The 18,423-nt window shown below is 41.1% G+C and carries 16 protein-coding genes; 11 read left to right on the top strand and 5 right to left on the bottom strand.

What is annotated here, in order from left to right; translation table 11 throughout:
- Nucleotides 1-52 precede the first annotated feature (52 nt).
- From FHX64_RS08110 to FHX64_RS08100, 3 genes are all read left to right on the top strand, one after another.
- Nucleotides 53-655: a hypothetical protein gene (locus FHX64_RS08110; RefSeq protein WP_183413277.1), complete on the top strand. Its 603-nt coding sequence runs from the start codon at nt 53-55 to the stop codon at nt 653-655.
- A gap of 230 nt (nt 656-885) precedes the next feature.
- Nucleotides 886-1,593: a class I SAM-dependent methyltransferase gene (locus tag FHX64_RS08105; protein WP_183413276.1), complete on the top strand. Its 708-nt coding sequence runs from the start codon at nt 886-888 to the stop codon at nt 1,591-1,593.
- A gap of 85 nt (nt 1,594-1,678) precedes the next feature.
- Nucleotides 1,679-4,219 (top strand): DUF5686 and carboxypeptidase-like regulatory domain-containing protein, encoded by a 2,541-nt coding sequence (locus FHX64_RS08100; protein WP_183413275.1) that lies wholly within the window; start codon nt 1,679-1,681, stop codon nt 4,217-4,219.
- Between the two features lie 143 nt (nt 4,220-4,362).
- Here FHX64_RS08100 and FHX64_RS08095 read toward each other — a convergent pair whose 3' ends face one another.
- From FHX64_RS08095 to sppA, 3 genes are all read right to left on the bottom strand, one after another.
- Nucleotides 4,363-5,175, bottom strand: coding sequence for a purine-nucleoside phosphorylase (locus FHX64_RS08095; RefSeq protein ID WP_183413274.1), 813 nt, complete (start codon nt 5,173-5,175; stop codon nt 4,363-4,365).
- On the bottom strand, nt 5,159-6,241 hold the full coding sequence (gene lpxK, locus FHX64_RS08090; protein WP_183413273.1) for a tetraacyldisaccharide 4'-kinase: 1,083 nt from the start codon (nt 6,239-6,241) through the stop codon (nt 5,159-5,161). The genes FHX64_RS08095 and lpxK overlap by 17 nt, the downstream gene beginning before the upstream one ends.
- A gap of 132 nt (nt 6,242-6,373) precedes the next feature.
- Entirely contained in the window at nt 6,374-8,128 is a 1,755-nt protein-coding gene (gene sppA / locus FHX64_RS08085; RefSeq protein WP_183413272.1) for a signal peptide peptidase SppA, read from the bottom strand.
- Between the two features lie 433 nt (nt 8,129-8,561).
- Between sppA and FHX64_RS08080 the strand changes: the two genes are divergently transcribed.
- From FHX64_RS08080 to FHX64_RS08045, 8 genes are all read left to right on the top strand, one after another.
- A complete protein-coding gene (locus tag FHX64_RS08080; protein WP_183413271.1) occupies nt 8,562-9,482 on the top strand; it encodes a dimethylarginine dimethylaminohydrolase family protein in 921 nt (306 codons plus the stop codon).
- A gap of 11 nt (nt 9,483-9,493) precedes the next feature.
- Complete coding sequence (gene ctlX / locus FHX64_RS08075) at nt 9,494-10,417, top strand: citrulline utilization hydrolase CtlX (RefSeq protein WP_246392349.1); 924 nt, start codon at nt 9,494-9,496, stop codon at nt 10,415-10,417.
- Nucleotides 10,418-10,492: 75 nt separating this feature from the next.
- Complete coding sequence (gene rocD / locus FHX64_RS08070; RefSeq protein ID WP_183413270.1) at nt 10,493-11,731, top strand: ornithine--oxo-acid transaminase; 1,239 nt, start codon at nt 10,493-10,495, stop codon at nt 11,729-11,731.
- A gap of 305 nt (nt 11,732-12,036) precedes the next feature.
- Nucleotides 12,037-12,393: a ribosome silencing factor gene (rsfS, locus tag FHX64_RS08065; protein ID WP_183413269.1), complete on the top strand. Its 357-nt coding sequence runs from the start codon at nt 12,037-12,039 to the stop codon at nt 12,391-12,393.
- A gap of 43 nt (nt 12,394-12,436) precedes the next feature.
- Complete coding sequence (ftsH, locus tag FHX64_RS08060) at nt 12,437-14,488, top strand: ATP-dependent zinc metalloprotease FtsH (protein ID WP_183413268.1); 2,052 nt, start codon at nt 12,437-12,439, stop codon at nt 14,486-14,488.
- Nucleotides 14,485-15,138: a LutC/YkgG family protein gene (locus tag FHX64_RS08055; protein WP_183413267.1), complete on the top strand. Its 654-nt coding sequence runs from the start codon at nt 14,485-14,487 to the stop codon at nt 15,136-15,138. Before ftsH ends, FHX64_RS08055 begins: the two co-directional genes overlap by 4 nt.
- A gap of 22 nt (nt 15,139-15,160) precedes the next feature.
- A complete protein-coding gene (locus FHX64_RS08050; RefSeq protein ID WP_183413266.1) occupies nt 15,161-15,970 on the top strand; it encodes a phosphatidate cytidylyltransferase in 810 nt (269 codons plus the stop codon).
- Between the two features lie 54 nt (nt 15,971-16,024).
- Complete coding sequence (locus FHX64_RS08045) at nt 16,025-16,711, top strand: phosphatidylserine decarboxylase family protein (RefSeq protein WP_343053508.1); 687 nt, start codon at nt 16,025-16,027, stop codon at nt 16,709-16,711.
- Between the two features lie 4 nt (nt 16,712-16,715).
- Here the strand turns inward: FHX64_RS08045 and FHX64_RS08040 are convergent, their stop codons facing one another.
- The gene (locus FHX64_RS08040) at nt 16,716-17,399 is read right to left on the bottom strand and encodes a ComF family protein (protein WP_183413264.1); all 684 of its coding nucleotides are present in this window, start codon (nt 17,397-17,399) and stop codon (nt 16,716-16,718) included.
- Between the two features lie 10 nt (nt 17,400-17,409).
- Nucleotides 17,410-18,294: a CPBP family intramembrane glutamic endopeptidase gene (locus tag FHX64_RS08035; protein ID WP_183413263.1), complete on the bottom strand. Its 885-nt coding sequence runs from the start codon at nt 18,292-18,294 to the stop codon at nt 17,410-17,412.
- Between the last annotated feature and the right edge of the window lie 129 nt (nt 18,295-18,423).

Raw genomic sequence — 18,423 nt, 5'->3', positions numbered from 1 at the left:
AGCGTGAAGCTTGTGATTGTTTGTATCTTTACAGGTAAGATCCATTCTCCTTATGAATCAGACGTCACTGATCAATATGCTACCGGTTCCGTTCCGGTTCAACCCGTGGAAGCATCATCTTCATTGGGTGGAAGATATATTGCAGGGTTTGCTTTATAACTCCTCCGGTATGCCCGACATGCAGGATGCTGTTGATCATATTCGGGCAATCAACAACAATTATGTGGATGTTTACACGGGAAGTCTTACATTCACGCAATTACTCGACGAAGTGAATGCAATCATCAAGCATGCTGGCATCGAAAGCAGCGCCGATTTTTTATCATGGCTGGACGGCAAGGAGTTCCGGGTGGTGACTCTTTCCGACAAATCGGCATGGGTGTTGCGCGAAGGAGCAGAAGAGGAGTTTTATCTCCACCTGCATCCCGCCCGTAGCGCGCCACATATTATCCGCCTGCATGGTAACTCGTGGAAGACGGCCATTGTAGCACGGCTTTTTTATCCTCATCAGGAAGAAATAGAACTGGGGATGATCAATGAGCTACGCAAAAACAAACTGAATCTTTCCCCTATTAAAAACATGGAGCACAGTCAACGCCTGAGGGAAGCGCTGAGGCTGCTGGGAGGGATGAAAGTGGGATTCAATGGACAGTGAACAATTAAAATCAGAAGCTAAAGCAGTGCTGAAAACCAGAAGTTAGAAATGAACCTTCACGGTTGATAATAAAAAATCAATTAAAGCTATTGGTTATGAAAGGCATAGAGTGGACTGCCGTATGTGTGCTTAACTGCTAAATCACCATCATCAATTGAAATATGGCAATTATCATGTATATTTGACGAAAATGAACAACGTGGTTAAACAGGAAAAAATGAATTGATGACATGAACAAAGCAACTGTAGAGGAAATCAGGGAACGGTTTGACCATGATGTGGAACGGTTTTCGAATCTGGATACGGGACAAGTTTCGACGGTAGATGCCACCTTATCGCTGGAACTTATCACAGAAGCAGCCAAAAGGATCAATCCGAAGGCAGTCCATTTGCTGGATATCGGTTGCGGGGCGGGCAACTATACATTAAAGATGCTTTCGAAATTGCCTGACCTAAACTGTACATTGGTTGATTTGAGCGCGCCGATGCTGGAGAGGGCACTTGAGCGCGTTTCAGGAGCGACTTCAGGCCAGGTGAATACTATACAGGGGGATATCCGTGAAGTTGACTTACCGGACAACACATATGACATTGTACTTGCCGGCGCGGTGCTCCACCACCTGCGCGACGACAACGACTGGGAACGTACCTTTGCCAGAATATACCAGATGGTTGCACCCGGCGGTTGCTTTATGATTTCGGATCTGATTGCCCAAGACACGACAGTGGTAGATGATTATATCCGGGAACAGTATGGTGATTACCTGGAAAGCTATGGTGGAGAAACCTATAGAAACAAAGTGATGGATTATATCGCGAAGGAAGATTCACCCCGCTCATTAAACTTCCAGCTTGAGTTGTTGAAAAAGACAGGTTTCCGTGAGACGGAAATTCTGCACAAGCATTTATGTTTTGCTGCATATGGAGGCATAAAATAAAACGCAACAGTTTCAGTTTAGATTTCCTTTAAAATTACCTGTTACCTTTATACAGGATAACCATATCTTATTTTGACCGATAGCAATGAGATTCTATATTTTATACCTGCTTGCTTTTTCTGTTATTTACGGATTGTCATGCGTTGACTCAAAAGCGCAGCGAACAATCAGGGGCGTTGTGCTGGATTCCATCAACGGCAAGCCACTCTCTTTTGTTCCGGTCTATCTGAAGGGTACCACTATTGGCGTTTTGACCAATGATGCAGGCGGATTTACGCTTAAGAATCCTTCGTCGGCACAGATTCTGATTGTTTCGTCGGTAGGATACAACCGAAAAGTAATTCTGCTGGAAAACAGGGCTAAACGGTTTTATAAAATATTACTTTCGCCTTCATCCTACGCCATGTCGGAAGTGGTTGTCAAACCACGAAAAGAGAAATACCGTAAAAAGGGAAATCCGGCGGTGGAATTGATCCGGCAGGTGATTGAAAATAAGGAAAAACATGATCCGTTGCAAAAACCTTTTTACCAGTATGATCATTACCAGAAAATTGTTGTTGCACTGAATGATGTCGATTCAACGGAAAGAAAGAAGAATGTCTTGTTTCAGCAATTCAAATTTCTTGATGCTTATGTGGATACATCCGGCATTACGGGCAAGCCTATCCTCCCTGTTATCCTGAGGCAACGGCTTGACAGGGTTTATTATCAAAAGTCGCCTTACAGGAAAGAACGGGTAGTGCTTGCCGATCATAATATAGGTCTGGATAGGGGAATACTTTCCCTGCAAGGGGTGAATACTTTTCTGGAGGAAATATTCAAACCGGTTGATTTATATGTCAATGATATTCCTCTTTTCCTGAAACGTTTTGTCAGCCCGTTGTCGACCGGAGCAATTGGTTTTTATAAATATTATTTGATGGATACAGTGTCCGTAGATGGAGATAGGTGTTCCGATGTGGTTTTCGTTCCTTTCTCTTCCGAATCGACAGGTTTTGTGGGACATTTGTATATCACGACCGATTCGACTCATTTTGTCAAAAAGGTAAAATTAAGCATTCCGAAGAATATCAATCTGAATTATGTCAGAAGCTTATGGATTGATCAACGATACAGGCGAACGCCGGATGGCACCAGGCTTCTCACATATGATGATATGACGGTGGAGTTTTCGGTTCTTTCCCGGGGAGGCAACTTCTATGCGCGGCGAACAAACGTCTATTTGCATCCTTCGTTTGCACCTCCACCAGCCTTTGCTTCCACCACGGTGAGACAGGGAGACGTTTTGAAACCGGATACTACTTTGCAGTTGGCTGAATATATGTCAGCGAATAAGCTGAATACGATAGGTCCAAATGCATTGCAAGTGCACAATATGGTGCGCCGGCTTCACGAAGCGCGTCTTTATCATTATGCAGAAAAAACTGCATCTATTATTATCAACGATTTTATTGAGACATCGCCTCACCAAAGCAAAGTAGACATAGGCCCGGTTTTTAATTTTGTCAGTAAGAATTCAGCGGAAGGTGTGCGGCTGAGGGTTGGCGGACTCACAACAGCTGCATTAAATGATCATTGGTTTGGAAAAGGATACCTTGCGTATGGCACAAAAGATCACCGGTGGAAATACCTGGCCCAGGCGGAATATTCATTTAATAAAAAACAGCATCAGGCGAATGAATTTCCTGTGCATTCACTTCGCATGTTTTATCAATATGATGTCAATTGGCTGGGACAAAACATGCTGTATGCGGATAACTTCTTCTTCTCCTGGAAGCGGCGGCAAAGCAATAACCTTACCTATCAACGCAAATGGGGGCTGAGTTATAATCAGGAATTTTATTCCCACTTTTCATACGGGCTTGATTTCCTACTCCGCCGCGAGTATGCATCTACGCTTATGCCATTTATTGACAACACAACCAATACCCCTGTCAATGCATATTCCCTGGGAGAAGCGACGGTTCGTTTGCGGTATGCACCCGGCGAAAAGTTTTATCAAACCATGGTCTATCGTCGTGCAATATCCCACGATGCCCCTGTTTTTACCTTTTCGCATGCCATGGCATTAAAAGGTGTGTTTGGTTCTAATTATAACTATAGTTATACCGAACTGGGATTTCGAAAAAAATTCTGGTTCTCAGCTTATGGTGATGCCAATGTGGTTTTGCAAGCCGGTAAGATTTGGACAAAAGACCCGTTCCCTTTGCTGCAAATCCCTGTTGCAAACCTTGCCTATACGATCCATCCCGGAGCATTTACGTTAATGAACCCGATGGAGTTTATCAATGATCACTATGTGGCCTGGTATTTGAATTATAATATGAATGGTTTGATACTAAACAGGATTCCATTAATCCGGTATCTGAAGTGGAGGGAGATTATCTCTTTTCGTGGTATCTATGGCGGACTGGATAAAAAAAATAACCCGGCCTTGAGCAACGGATTATTTGATTTTCCTGCCGGTTCGTATGCCATGGGAAAGGCTCCTTATATGGAAGCCGGCGTGGGTATCGATAATATTTTTAATCTGTTTCGGGTTGATTATGTCTGGCGGTTGAATTACCTGAATCATCCGCATATCGATAAAAGCGGCATCCGCGTTACTGTAGACCTCGGTTTTTAGATCTGGTTTCAGAAAGATAAGACGTAACTATCCGATCCGGGCAGTTCGAAAGAAGGTAATGAAGTTCTGAAAATGAGAAGTTAAAGGGGTTGTTCATTCACTTCCCAGACTTCTCATCTTCTTTAACTTCTCCTGCCTGCAGATTAGAGCTGATTGATAATTTCTTTAATAATCAACGTCATGAGCGGCTGTACCTGATTGGCGATATGCTGCACTTCTTCATGTGTCACTTCGACAATTTTGCCCGGAACGCCTAAATCGGTAATAATGGAAATAGCAAAGCAACGCATGTTCATGTGACGTGCCACAATGATTTCCGGAACCGTGGACATTCCTACTGCATCGCCACCAATAGCGCGGAAGTAGTGATATTCAGCCGGAGTTTCAAAGGTAGGGCCCTGGGTTCCTACATACACTCCCTTTTGCAGTTTGATATGATGTTTTTCAGCTATACCAAATGCCATATGAATCAATTCCTTATCATAAGGAACACTCATGTCCGGGAAACGAGGCCCAAGTTCTTCGTAGTTTTTACCTCTCAACGGATGTTCAGGAAAAAGATTGATATGATCGTTGATCACCATTAAATCGCCGATTTCAAAGGCGCTATTCATCCCTCCGGCTGCATTCGAGACAAAAAGTGATTTGATTCCAAATGCATGCATGACGCGTACCGGAAATGTTACTTTTTGCATGTCATACCCTTCGTAGAAATGGAAGCGGCCCTGCATGGCCAATACTTCTTTATTGCCTAATCTACCGAAAATAAGTTTTCCGCTATGCCCTTCCACAGTTGAGATAGGGAAATGAGGAATTTCGTTGTACGGGATTTCTTCTTTATCGGTAATTTGTGTGGCTAAATTTCCCAGGCCCGTCCCAAGGATGATGCCTACTTTGGGGCGACGCGATGTGCGCTCTTGTAGAAAGAGGGCTGTTTCTTCAATTTTTGCTAACATAACTTATAATTTGATGGTTAAATACTTGATCTTGATTATTGATAAATTCTACTGCAATCGGTAATGCGTAGATATAGGGTTTCAATTCCTCCGGCAGTAATGGATCACTGTACAATCGGGCGGCATCTTTTTCAGTCACTACCACGTATTTGTCATGATTGAGCTCTTCGAATGCTTTCTGAATAGTGTCATAATCCTTCTTTTTAAAAGCATAATGATCAAGAAAGGAGATCGTTTCAAGCGTTTTGGCATGAGATGAAAGAAATTCGATCATGAAGTCAGGGTTGGCGATACCTGATACTATCAGGAGATTCTTCGATGCCAACTCGTCAGGAGTAATGGCTGCAATTGTGACATACTGGGGGAAAACCGGATACAGTGCTTCGTAACCATATGTTGTATAGTAAAGCGTTTGATACGGGAATAGTGAAAGCTTTTTTTGAATTAAGCGGTAATCGATGGGTTGCAGGGATCGATCACATTTAGTTACGATGACGATATTCGCCCTTTTTTTGTTGGAAGCCGGTTCGCGGAGCCTTCCGTAGGGCATCAGGGCATCCTCCGTGATCAACCGGTGACTATCTACAAGAAGAATATTAACCGTTGGTTTTACAAAACGATGCTGAAATGCATCATCAAGCACAATAGCTCCGATTGGATCTTCCGTGTGGATACGGAGTAAATTTCGTATTCCGCGCCGCCTGTTGGCATCAACTGCCACAGTGACCTGTGGAAATTTACGAAACATCTGAAAAGGTTCATCACCTAACAGGGTGGCTGTTGCATGTTCGTCACCCAGTTGAAATCCTTTCGATTTCCGTTTATATCCCCGGCTTAATACAGCAACATGCATTTGCTGGCTAAGCATTTTCAATACATATTCTGTGTGGGGCGTTTTTCCTGTGCCGCCTACCGTAATGTTCCCAATGGCAATGACCGGGACATTGAATGTTTCGCTAGGAAGTAAATTGTAATCGAAAAGTATATTCCGAACTTTCACTCCCAGCTCGAACAACAAAGCAAGAAGAAAGCGGATCGGTTTGGATAGTAAAAGCAGAGTTTCCATAGTTTACGGATGAATTAGTACCGCTTTTCGATAAAACCAGAAAGAAGAATTACATCGGGATGAAAAACCTCCGGAAGTTGCTGTTCATCCGAAGGTTTTTGTTGCCTGCCGAATATACGGCTTTATAACGTCTTATTTTATTTCAATATACATAGGCATTAATGCTTGCACGCCTTGCATACGAACAATCTCGTGTAATTGTTTGAAGTAGGGATAGAATTCTCCGAGTTGCGCTTTTTGTACACGTGTTTCAACATCGGAATTCAAACCTTCCATCAGTTTGTCAAAGAAATTCTTTTGTTTAGGATAAACGGCGATATTGTATTTTGTCAGATGAGCACGTTTGGCTATTAAATTGACAGCATCATTCAAATTTCCTAAAAGATCTACCAATCCGTTTTGTTTAGCCTGTGCTCCTGTCCAGACGCGTCCCTGTGCTATTTTCTTGATTGCATCGGGAGTTGTATGGCGCCCCTGTGCCACATGGTCGACAAATGTTTCGTATGTGTTGTTTACATAAGCCTGCATCAGATCGCGTTCTTCAGGAGTAAATGGACGGGTGATGCTTGGCATATCGCTCATCTTGTTGGTTTTGACGTCATCAAAGCTGATGCCGATCTTTTTGGTAAGTCCCTGAACGTCGGGGATTAGCCCAAATACTCCAATAGAACCGGTTATTGTATTGGGTTGAGCCATGATGGTGTCGGCATCACACGAAATGTAATATCCACCGGAAGCGGCATAATCACCCATCGAAACAAAAATGGGTTTCTTGGCTTTAATCAGGGAAACTTCCCGCCAGATCAATTCCGAACCCAGTGCGCTTCCACCGGGAGAGTTTACCCGTAAAATGACCGCTTTCACATTGTCATCATTTCTTACTTTTGCCAATGTTTTTACCAGCTCTTCCGAATTGATACCATCGGTACTTCCGCCATCAATTTCTCCGGCAGCATAAACAATGGCAATCTTATCCTTGGCATATGTTTGGTCATCAGGAGCATTTTTCATAGCGCTCAGTTTTACAATCGGAATATCATCAGATTCTCCGATATCTAACTTTTTCCGTAAGATTGATTTGATGCCGTCATCATACAACAATGAATCCACTAAATGATCAGAAACAGCCTGTGATGCCGGTTGGAATGCCAGATCCTGATCGGCAAAAGCGTTAAGTTGATCGACAGGGATATGGCGCGATGAAGAAACATCCTGTAGCAAGGTTTGCCAGATAGAACCAAGAAAAGAGGTGACTTGCAGGCGGTTGGCGTCACTCATTTTGGTGTCGATGAAAGGTTCTACAGCTGATTTGAAGGCGCCTACGCGTACCACCTGAACATTAACGCCCAACTTGTCGAGTGCTCCCTTGTAGAATGTAGTTTGGGCGGATAGTCCCTGCCAATTGAGCATTCCAGCAGGATTGAGATAGATTTTGTCCGCCACGCTGGCCACATAATAAGAACCTTGTGTATAGACGTTTCCATATGCATAGATGAATTTTCCCGATTGCTTGAAGTCAATCAATGCCTGCCGTATTTCGCGTAAAGTTGCCGGAGCAGCCAACAAAGCCCCTGCCTTGATATAAATACCCTTGATGTTTTTGTCGGTTTTTGCTTTGTGAATAGCCGTCAGAATATCATTTAATCCCATGGAAAGATCCTGATTGGTATAGGTTCCGATGATTGTATTAAATGGATTATCCTGTGCCCGTTCTACGATTTGTCCGCTTAATGAAAGCTGGAAAACACTATTGGGTTTGATATCCGTTTGACTTTCGGATGCTGTCGTAATGGCCGTGACAATACCGATACCTATCAAGAAAATAATAAGTGTAGCCGCAATGATAGCAACAAATGTTGCTAAAACCATTTTGAAGAAACTTTTCATCTGTGTAAAATTTTAGTATGGATGATAAACAGCGTGCTATTTGGTGGTATTCGTAAAATAATCAACTTCTTAACGATGCTTTATTTACGCATGAATAACGAAATACACGAACAAATGTAGTTATAATAGTTCAAATTTCTCTTTCTTCTTGTTGTGTTTTTTGTGATTTATGATTAAATTAAAGATAATGAGATTTTTATAGTATGATTTTTTCGATCTCCGGTTGTCCGGTAATTTCTCATTTCCTTTATTACATGCCTTTCCTATGATTGCAGGGATGAACAGCGAAGAAGCATGTAGTCTGTCTTTCCTTAACAAAACAAATCATTCATCAATACTAAATAGTAATATTTATGCACAAAACAATCATTTTTTGCTGATTCCCTTTCGAAAATGACCAGTGGCATTGTATCTTTGTCAAAAATCTAATGATATGAATCTGAACGTCAAAAACGAAACATCCACACTTCGTACGGTTGTTTTGGGACAGCCTGGATCCATTGGAGGAGTACCTGCACTTGAAAAAACCTTTGATGCAAAATCCTATGAATCGGTTTTAAAAGGAGTCTATCCTGCAGAAGAAGCCATTTATAAGGAAATGAGTCTGTTTGAAAAGGTTTTACTGAAATACAATGTTCAGGTATTCAGACCGTGGACACTTGAAAATTGTAATCAGGTTTTTGCGCGTGATGTTGCTTTTGTCATTGATGATAAAATCATTAATTCCAATATTATTCCCGACCGTGAAGACGAGAAAGAGGCTTATGAGGTGATTTATGATCAAATCGCTTATAACAAGATTTTCAACTTACCCGAAAAGGCTCATGTAGAAGGCGGTGATGTGGTGTTATTTAATGATATCGTTTTTGTAGGGCTTTACACAAAACCTGATTATCCACAATTGAAAACCGCCCGGACGAACACATATGCCTTTCATTTTCTGAAAGAGCTTTTTCCACATAAGACATTTATTCCCCTTGAATTGAAAAAGCATGACACAGATCCGCGAAAGGGAGTTTTACATTTGGATTGCGCTTTTATGCCGGTAGGCAAAGACAAGGCTTTAATATATAAAGATGGATTTGCTCATGTCAGGGATTATCATATGCTGATGGATATGTTTGGCCGTGAAAATGTGTTCGAGATTACACGCGAAGAAATGTATTTCATGACTACCAATATTTTGTCAATTTCTCCGAATGTCATTGTTTCCGAGACGCACTTCACCCGCTTGAATGATCATCTTGAAACACGTTGGGGATTTATCGTTGAACGGGTGCCTTATTTTGAGATATCCAAAATGGGTGGGTTGTTGCGCTGCTCTACGTTGCCACTGATAAGAAGCGATGATTAAAGATTTATACTATGCCTGCTCAAAATACAGATACTTTTTTGATGGTTTCCCCTGTTGCTTTTGGATTCAATACCCAGACATCAGTGAATAACTATTTTCAGCAGAAAGACCATCAGACGGAAGCTGAAATTCAATATTGTGCTTTAGCTGAGTTTGAAAATATGGTCATACAATTACGTTCCGTTGGGCTCACGGTATTTGTCGTACAAGATACTTTGCAGCCGTATACGCCGGATTCAATCTTTCCAAATAACTGGATCTCTTTTCATGAAGGAGGGAAAGTGTTTCTCTATCCCATGTTTGCACAAAACAGAAGACAGGAGCGCCGGAACGATATTATACAATATATTCAGGATTATGGTATTAAAGTAAATAGAATCGATGATCTGAGCCATTGGGAAAATCAGGGCCATTTTTTGGAAGGAACAGGCAGTATGGTTTTTGACCGGGTGAATTGCATTGCTTATGCTGCTTTATCGGAACGCACCGAAAAAAGCCTATTTTTACACTTTTGTTCCGAATTCAACTTTAAACCGGTCTGTTTTTCTGCTTTTCAGGTGGTTGGGAAAAAGCGTCTGCCTGTGTATCATACAAATGTTGTGATGAGCGTGGCTGATGCATATGCGGTTATTTGCCTCGATTGCATTGACGATGCAGAAGAAAGGAGGCGGGTTGTTCGTTCATTGAAAGAAACAGGGAAAGAGATTATCTCTATTTCGGAAGAACAAATGCATTATTTTGCAGGGAACATGTTACAAGTGAGGAACCTGCAAAATAAAAAGTTTATGGTTTTGTCTTCAACAGCTTTCCAATCGTTAGAGCCGGATCAAATAGAACGATTGAAAAGCTTTAATGAATTACTTGTCATAGATATTCCAACGATTGAAAAAATCGGAGGGGGAAGCGTCAGGTGCATGATGGCAGAAATTTTTTAGAGCAGTAAATGCGATTTCTCATTTAAACAATACAATAAACATTCAACTTGTTTGAGTTGAGTTAGAAAACAGATTATGAACAACACGAAACAAACATCCAAAGATCTGATGGCACTTGAAAATCAATATGGTGCACATAATTATCATCCGCTTCCGGTAGTTCTCGACCGGGGAGAAGGTGTATTTGTATGGGATGTGGACGGTAAGCGGTATTATGATTTTCTTTCCGCTTATTCTGCTGTAAACCAAGGCCATTGTCATCCAAAGATTATTCAGACATTAATGGAACAGGCGCAAAAGCTGACGTTAACCTCGAGGGCTTTCTACAATAGCCAGCTGGGTCGTTATGAGGAATTTGTAACAAAATATTTTGGCTATGAGAATGTGCTCCCCATGAATACCGGAGCAGAAGCAGTGGAAACCGCCATCAAGTTATGCCGGAAGTGGGCTTATGAAAAGAAGGGGCTACCAGATAATACCGCTCAAATTGTAGTGTGTGAAAATAATTTTCATGGGCGTACCACAACGATTGTTTCCTTTTCTGTTGATCCGGATGCGTATAATCATTACGGTCCATTTACTCCTGGATTTATTATCATTCCCTACAACGATGCTTCTACTCTTGAAAAAGTGTTGGATGAAAATTCCAATATTGCAGGCTTCCTGGTGGAACCCATTCAGGGTGAAGCAGGTGCATTTGTTCCTGATGATGGTTACTTGAAAAAATGCTATGATCTTTGCCGGAAACATGACGTCCTGTTTATTGCCGATGAAGTGCAAACTGGCATTGCCCGGACGGGTAAATTACTTGCCTGCGATTATGAGGCCATCCATCCAGATATATTAATCCTTGGAAAAGCCTTATCCGGAGGTACTTATCCAGTGTCGGCTATTTTAGCCAGTCGAGCCATTATGGAAGTTTTCAAGCCAGGACAACATGGTTCTACTTTTGGCGGGAATCCTTTAGCGACAGCAGTTTCTATTGCTGCATTGGAAGTGATCCGGGATGAAGAACTTGCTGATAATGCCTTTCAGTTAGGTGAAATCTTCCGTAGCGAAATGCACAAACTTTGTGAAACATCAGAAGTAGCTTCGTTTGTTCGGGGGAAAGGGCTTCTAAATGCATTGATTATTAACAATAGAAGTCATCAAAATCTGGCTTGGGAGATTTGTCTGACACTCGCTGAGAACGGTTTGTTGGCAAAACCAACCCATACCAACATCATTCGTTTTGCACCTCCTTTGGTAATAACAGAAACACAATTGCATGAATGTATTGATATTATTAAAAGTACATTAGCCGGAGTTGAGTAGAAATCCGGGTATACTGTGGGCTTGTTGGTTTATATAATGGATTTTCTTTATGTTAAGTGCCGGATGTGAAATGATTATCCGGCATTGTTTGTATATAACACTCCTGTAACTCCTTGCAATTCTATCATATTTAGTCGTTTTTTTGATTATGTAATGTTATTATTTAGCATTATCTTTGCATCTTGATTTTATCCTCTCTATAAGCTAATTCTCACATTCCAAGACTATTTTGTGCGGAAAACTGTAGGTTGCTATGCCCAAAGAGGTTAAGTCATAAGAAATGAGGTTTATTTAATGTTCATTGGATGGATAACAAGCACTTAGTTAAATCAATTGTTGAGGGAATTCAAGAAAAAAAAGGGAAGAATATTGTTGTGGTTGACTTGACAAAGTTTGAAAACGCAGCATGTAGTTTCTTCGTCATTTGTGAAGGTGATTCTAATACGCATATCTCCGCGATTACTCGTTCCGTGAAAGAATATGTGCATAAAAAAGCAGAGGCAAAACCGGTAGCCATTGATGGGACTGACAATGCACAATGGGTAGCAATGGATTATCTTCAGGCTATTGTTCATATTTTCCAACGCGAACCACGTCGTTTTTATGATATTGAGCATTTATGGGCCGATGCGGAAATTACTCAAATTGCTGATTTGGCATAACGCATTATAATTCAATTAGATATTTTATTTTGATATAATTTTTATGGAACCAAATAATAATATTGGACGTTCTCCCAATTCTCCCAGGCGGCAGCCAAATCGACAAAATTTGCTGTATATTTTTTATGCTCTTATTGGGATTGGATTGATCGCCATGACCTTTTTTTCACAAACATCGAGCTCAAAGGAAGTCCCTTTTTCTGATTTTCAAACTTACATTGCCAACAATTATATTAGCAAAGTGACGGTTACTTCGAACCAAAACTATGCTACGGCTATTGTCAAAAAAGGTTCTTTGGGAATTGTATTTGGACAGGATTCCGCCAAGTACACTCAGAATCCACAAATTACCGTACATTTCGGATCGTCGGAAGCCATTGAAAAATTCTTATCGCAAGAACGAGATAATAAGCAGTTTACGGGTGCAGTTTATTACCAGAAAGAAAATGATTATTTCAATACCTTTTTATATTCCATTTTGCCAATCGTTTTGATGATTGCATTTTTCATTTTTCTTTCCCGTCGTATGAGCGGGGGAGGAAGTGGTGGCGCAGGCGGTATTTTTTCAGTTGGAAAATCCAAAGCACAATTATTTGATAAATCTTCTACGGATAATAAAGTTACTTTCAGAGATGTGGCAGGCTTGGATGGCGCAAAACAGGAAGTAGAAGAGATTGTGGCCTTTTTGCGTAATCCGTCGCGTTATACGGAATTAGGAGGTAAGATTCCCAAAGGTGCTCTATTGGTGGGCCCTCCGGGAACCGGGAAAACATTATTGGCCAAAGCAGTTGCCGGCGAAGCAGATGTGCCATTTTTCTCCATGTCGGGTTCTGATTTTGTTGAAATGTTCGTAGGAGTAGGCGCTTCGCGTGTCAGAGACTTATTCCGTCAGGCAAAAGAAAAATCACCGTGTATTATTTTTATCGACGAAATTGATGCTATCGGTAGAGCCAGAGGCCGTAACCCGAATATGGGGGCTAATGATGAACGTGAGAACACCCTTAATCAGTTGCTTACTGAAATGGATGGGTTTGGAACCAACAGCGGAGTGATCATTCTAGGTGCTACAAACCGGGCTGATATTCTAGACAAAGCTTTACTTCGTGCCGGACGTTTTGATCGTCAAATTCACGTTGAACTTCCTGATTTACATGAACGGATAGATATTTTTAGAGTGCATTTGCGTCCTGTTAAAATTGATTCCAGTTTAGATATTGACTTCCTTGCACGTCAAACCCCAGGATTTTCCGGAGCTGACATTGCAAATGTATGTAACGAAGCTGCCCTGATTGCTGCGCGCAAAGGGAAACGTACTGTTGAAAAGCAGGATTTTATTGATGCAGTAGACCGTATTGTTGGAGGTTTGGAGAGAAAGACAAAACTGACAACGCTTTCCGAAAAGAAATCGATTGCCTTTCATGAAGCAGGACACGCTACAGTAAGCTGGATGCTTCAATTTGCTAATCCTTTGGTTAAAGTGACTATCGTGCCCCGTGGAGAAGCATTAGGAGCTGCATGGTATTTGCCGGAGGAGCGAAAACTTACTACTCAGGAGCACATGCTGGATCAAATGTGCGCTACCTTGGGAGGTCGTGCTGCTGAAGAATTATTCTTTGGGACGCCTTCTACCGGAGCATTAAACGATCTGGAACAAGTGACCAAACAAGCTTATGCTATGGTCGCCTATTATGGCATGAGTGATAAATTACCCAATCTCAGTTATTACGATTCAACAGGTAGTTACGAATATGGATTTTCAAAACCATATAGTGACGAAACGGCTAATTTGATTGATGCGGAGGCTAAACGAATCATTAATGAACAGTTTGAACGGGCAAAACAAATCCTGACGGAACACACGGAAGGACATCATCAATTGGCTCAGCAATTGATTGAACGTGAGGTTATTTTTACCGAAGACCTAGAGCACATTTTTGGCAAACGACCGTGGGCATCACGGGCTGATGAATTAATGTCCGAACTTGATGTTAATGAACAAGAGAATAAAGAACAAGCTACACATAACGACGGGACAGAATCAAATGAAGAGGATAGTTTCCTTGAAAATAAAACCATGAATGACGAAACCGAATGAATGCCAATAAGAATGCACGGGAAGCTATATTGTCCCGTATCCGCCAGGCGAAACGACATCAGCCTGTTATTCTTCCGCCGGAGCCTGATTGGGGAATGGAACCCTACAAAACGCCTTTGAATCCTTTAGATCAATGTTTTGCTCATGAGCTTGAAGCAGTTGACGGCAAGTGTACTATTGTTAGTTCGGAGATAAAAGCGATGAACGCGATTCGTACAATGCTCGCTGAACAGTCTATTTCTTCTCTGTTTTGCCGGGATGCCGAGTTGCAATCATTATTGCAACATAACAGTATCGAGACTCAGTCTAATCCGGATGATTTTAATCAGATGCAAGCTGGCATTACGCGATGCGATTATTTAATTGCACGCACCGGGAGCGTCTTAGTATCATCAGCCCATCCGTCTGGCAGGCAGATGAATGTTTTTCCCCCGGTACATATTGTTTTAGCGTATAAATCACAACTTAGACCGTTTCTGGAAGATGCATATGTCGATATGATAGTTACTTACAATAAACGGTTACCGTCGATGATCACTTTGATTACAGGGCCAAGCAGAACTGCTGATATTGAGAAAACGTTGGTATTAGGTGCTCATGGACCTAAGACGCTGTGGGTTATTATTGTGGACGACAATACTCGGTGGTAAGATTTACTCGTTTATTTTGCAAATGAATAATCTTATAAAAAGAGCCATAACAGGCATATTATTTGTTGCTGTCATTGTTGGAGCAATTTTTGGAGGCTATCTGTTTTTTGCAGGTTTGTTTTTGGTAATTCTGGTCATGACGCTGTGGGAATTCTATTCCGTGGCCAATCATGGTGCAACTAATCTTGCAACACCAACTGCTGCTTGCATTGTTGGCATTGCTTTATATGTAGCTCCGCAGGCGTTTCATATATCGTTTCATTGGTTCATTGTTGCTTTGGGAGTTTATACACTTGGAAGCGTGATGATTATTGGCAGTGAATTGTTTTACAAAAATACAAACCCTCTGCATAGCTGGTCTTTGTTTATTTTAGGGCAGGCATATATCGTAGTTCCGTTTACATTGCTTAATGCATTGAGAGTGTGGTTTGATCCATACATATTATTGGCGTTTTTCGTTTTAATATGGTCTTATGATTCAGGAGCTTATATAGTAGGAATTACATTAGGGAAACATCGCCTGTTGGAAAGGGTTTCGCCAAAAAAATCATGGGAAGGAGCTATAGGTGGATGGTTGATTGCTTGTGGTGTCGCATTGATTTTTAATCATTTTGTTCCTGTCTTGTCAATTTCTGAGTGGCTTGGTTATGCATCTATTGTCGCTGTAGTTGGCACTATAGGAGATCTGGTGGAATCGTTAATGAAGCGGACGTTGCAAATTAAAGATTCCGGGAAAATTCTTCCCGGGCATGGTGGTATGCTTGATCGGTTTGACAGCCTGTTACTAGCTACACCGGTTATTTTTATTTATTTGGTATTCCTGTTGAAATAAGGGAAGAACGGTATCTCTGTTTATTATCTAACCAAAACGGATTGTGAGCTATTCATAATCCATATAAAATATGTAAGTACAATGAAAATTCACAAAGAAGGGCGTTGGATTCTTTCTTCCATATTATTTATATTGGTGCTGATCAATATTATCATCTATTTCAGCTTCTCAAAAGTATTTCTGGATGTAAATATTGTCTTGTCGGCATTTACTTTTTTCTTTTTTACTTATTTCTTTCGGAATCCTTCCCGTGCCGGTGACATAGATGATCCCAGTCTTGTCATTGCACCTGCTGATGGAACAGTCGTTGTCATCGAACCGACTGTAGAACATGAATATTTTCAGGATAAACGTATTCAAATATCCATTTTTATGTCGATATTTAATATTCATGCCAATTGGTATCCTATTGCAGGAGTTGTGAAATATGTGAAACACCATAACGGGAAGCATTTTGCAGCTTATCGCCCAAAATCGAGTCGTGAAAATGAACGATGTTCAGTGGTAATTCAAACGCCGTTAAAATCAAAAATCTTAGTACGGCAGATTGCAGGTGTGTTAGCCCGTCGTATTGTGACTTACGCCTCTCCACAAAAAAGTTGTCATCTCAATGAACATCTTGGATTTATCAAATTTGGCTCTCGCGTGGACATTTTTTTGCCTTTGGATGCAGAAGTCTATGTTGCCCACGGAGAAAAAACGGTAGGTGGAGAAACGATCATTGCCCGGCTTAAAGAGTAGTTCATCAAGCGCAGGCAAGTGCCACCACACTGATTTTAATGCTGTCGGATTTTTGCAAAGCCATGGCGCATGCTTCGATGGTAGCACCGGTTGTGATGACATCATCTACAAGCAGAATGTGTTTCCCTGTGAAGAAATCCGTGTCGATTGTGTCAAAAATACCTGCTGCATTCTCCCAACGTTCATAAACTCCTTTTCTGGTTTGTGTCGGATTTTCAATGATGCGGAGTAGATGTTTCGTGTCCATGGGTTTTTCTAAAGTATTCGCAACTCCTTTGGCAATCCATTCGCTTTGATTATAGCCTCTTTTATGTAATTTTCTGGGATGTAACGGAACAGGAACCACCACGTCTACGTCAAAATCAGGAGATGTTTTTAATCTTTCTCCTAATATTTTTCCCATCATTTCTCCCATTTCCTTTTCTCCTTTGTATTTTAACTGGTGAATTAAAAGTTGGCTGGTGGTCTCTTTCTGAAAAAAGAATAATGATGTTGCCCGATGAATAGGAAATTTGCCCCAAAATCGTTTTTCAATAGGATTGTTCGGCTCCAGATGATATGTTGTAAAAGATAATCGCGACAGGCATGAAAAACAAATGAATTGTTCGTTCCCAACCAGGGTGTTATGACAAGCCAGACAAAGATTTGGATAAATCAGATCGAGCAGAGACGTAAGTAATCGTTTCATGGAATCGTAGTTATAGAATCACTGTGTTACGGTGTTTATAAATGAACCACACCATTGGAATAAATAAACATATGCCAGCCACAGACATCCATCCATACTGAGTGGAGCCAATATGGTCCAGATAATCGTATCCAACATGGTTTGCCATCCAATAACCGACGAAGACACCTATGAAATTATTTGCAAAATGGGCAAGAACAGGAATCCAGATAGAACCCGACCACGCCAGTAAATATCCAAGATAAGCTCCAAGTAGCAAGCGGGGAATAAATCCATAAAACTCAACATGAACAGCACTGAAGATTGCTGCCGTTATCCATATGGACAGGTGAATATTCATTTTCTGTGCAAAAAGACGTTGTACAGTTCCCCTGAAGAAAAATTCTTCTGCAAATGCCGGAACAATAGCAATCAGGATAATATTAAACAAAAGGCCTTTCAGAGAATGAACAGTCAGGAAACGGTTGACAATCTGATCGCTCTCTTGCTCCATTGCTTTCATCCAATGTTCAAGACCTGAAAGCCACGCAGGCAAGATCAGTTTGGCATTCCAGTCACCTAACCAGTTGATGAAAGGTTGAGCTACTATCATACTGCAAAAAACAACGATCCACAATAATGGCTTCTTAATACGATGAAAATATAGCGTTAAAGCAACCGGTTGTTTCAGAATAAACGCCAATAAAACAGGTGGCATTAAAAACATAGAAACGGAGGTCAGTAGTTGCAATCCTTTTAGATAGTTTATGTTGTCCAGCCATTCTGATGATGAATAGTGTAAAGTAACAGCTATCCAGGGTGAAAGTAGTTGCCAGATTAGAACTGTGACGATGGTTACGCCTAATGATAATACAATGAGTAATAGACCTTGAAGACCTGGTTTCTGATAATTCATATGAATAATATACTGTAGTTTTTATCTCTCCCTAACATAGAATTTGTAAGGTTGTTTTCTTCAATTTGTTTTTCAAAAACAAAAGTAGCAAATCTTTGGTAACTAACTGCAAATATCGAGCTACTTTAT

Origin of the sequence: Microbacter margulisiae, from assembly GCF_014192515.1 — a bacterium.
Classification (GTDB): domain Bacteria; phylum Bacteroidota; class Bacteroidia; order Bacteroidales; family Paludibacteraceae; genus Microbacter; species Microbacter margulisiae.
This window is presented reverse-complemented; position numbering and strand designations above follow the sequence as displayed.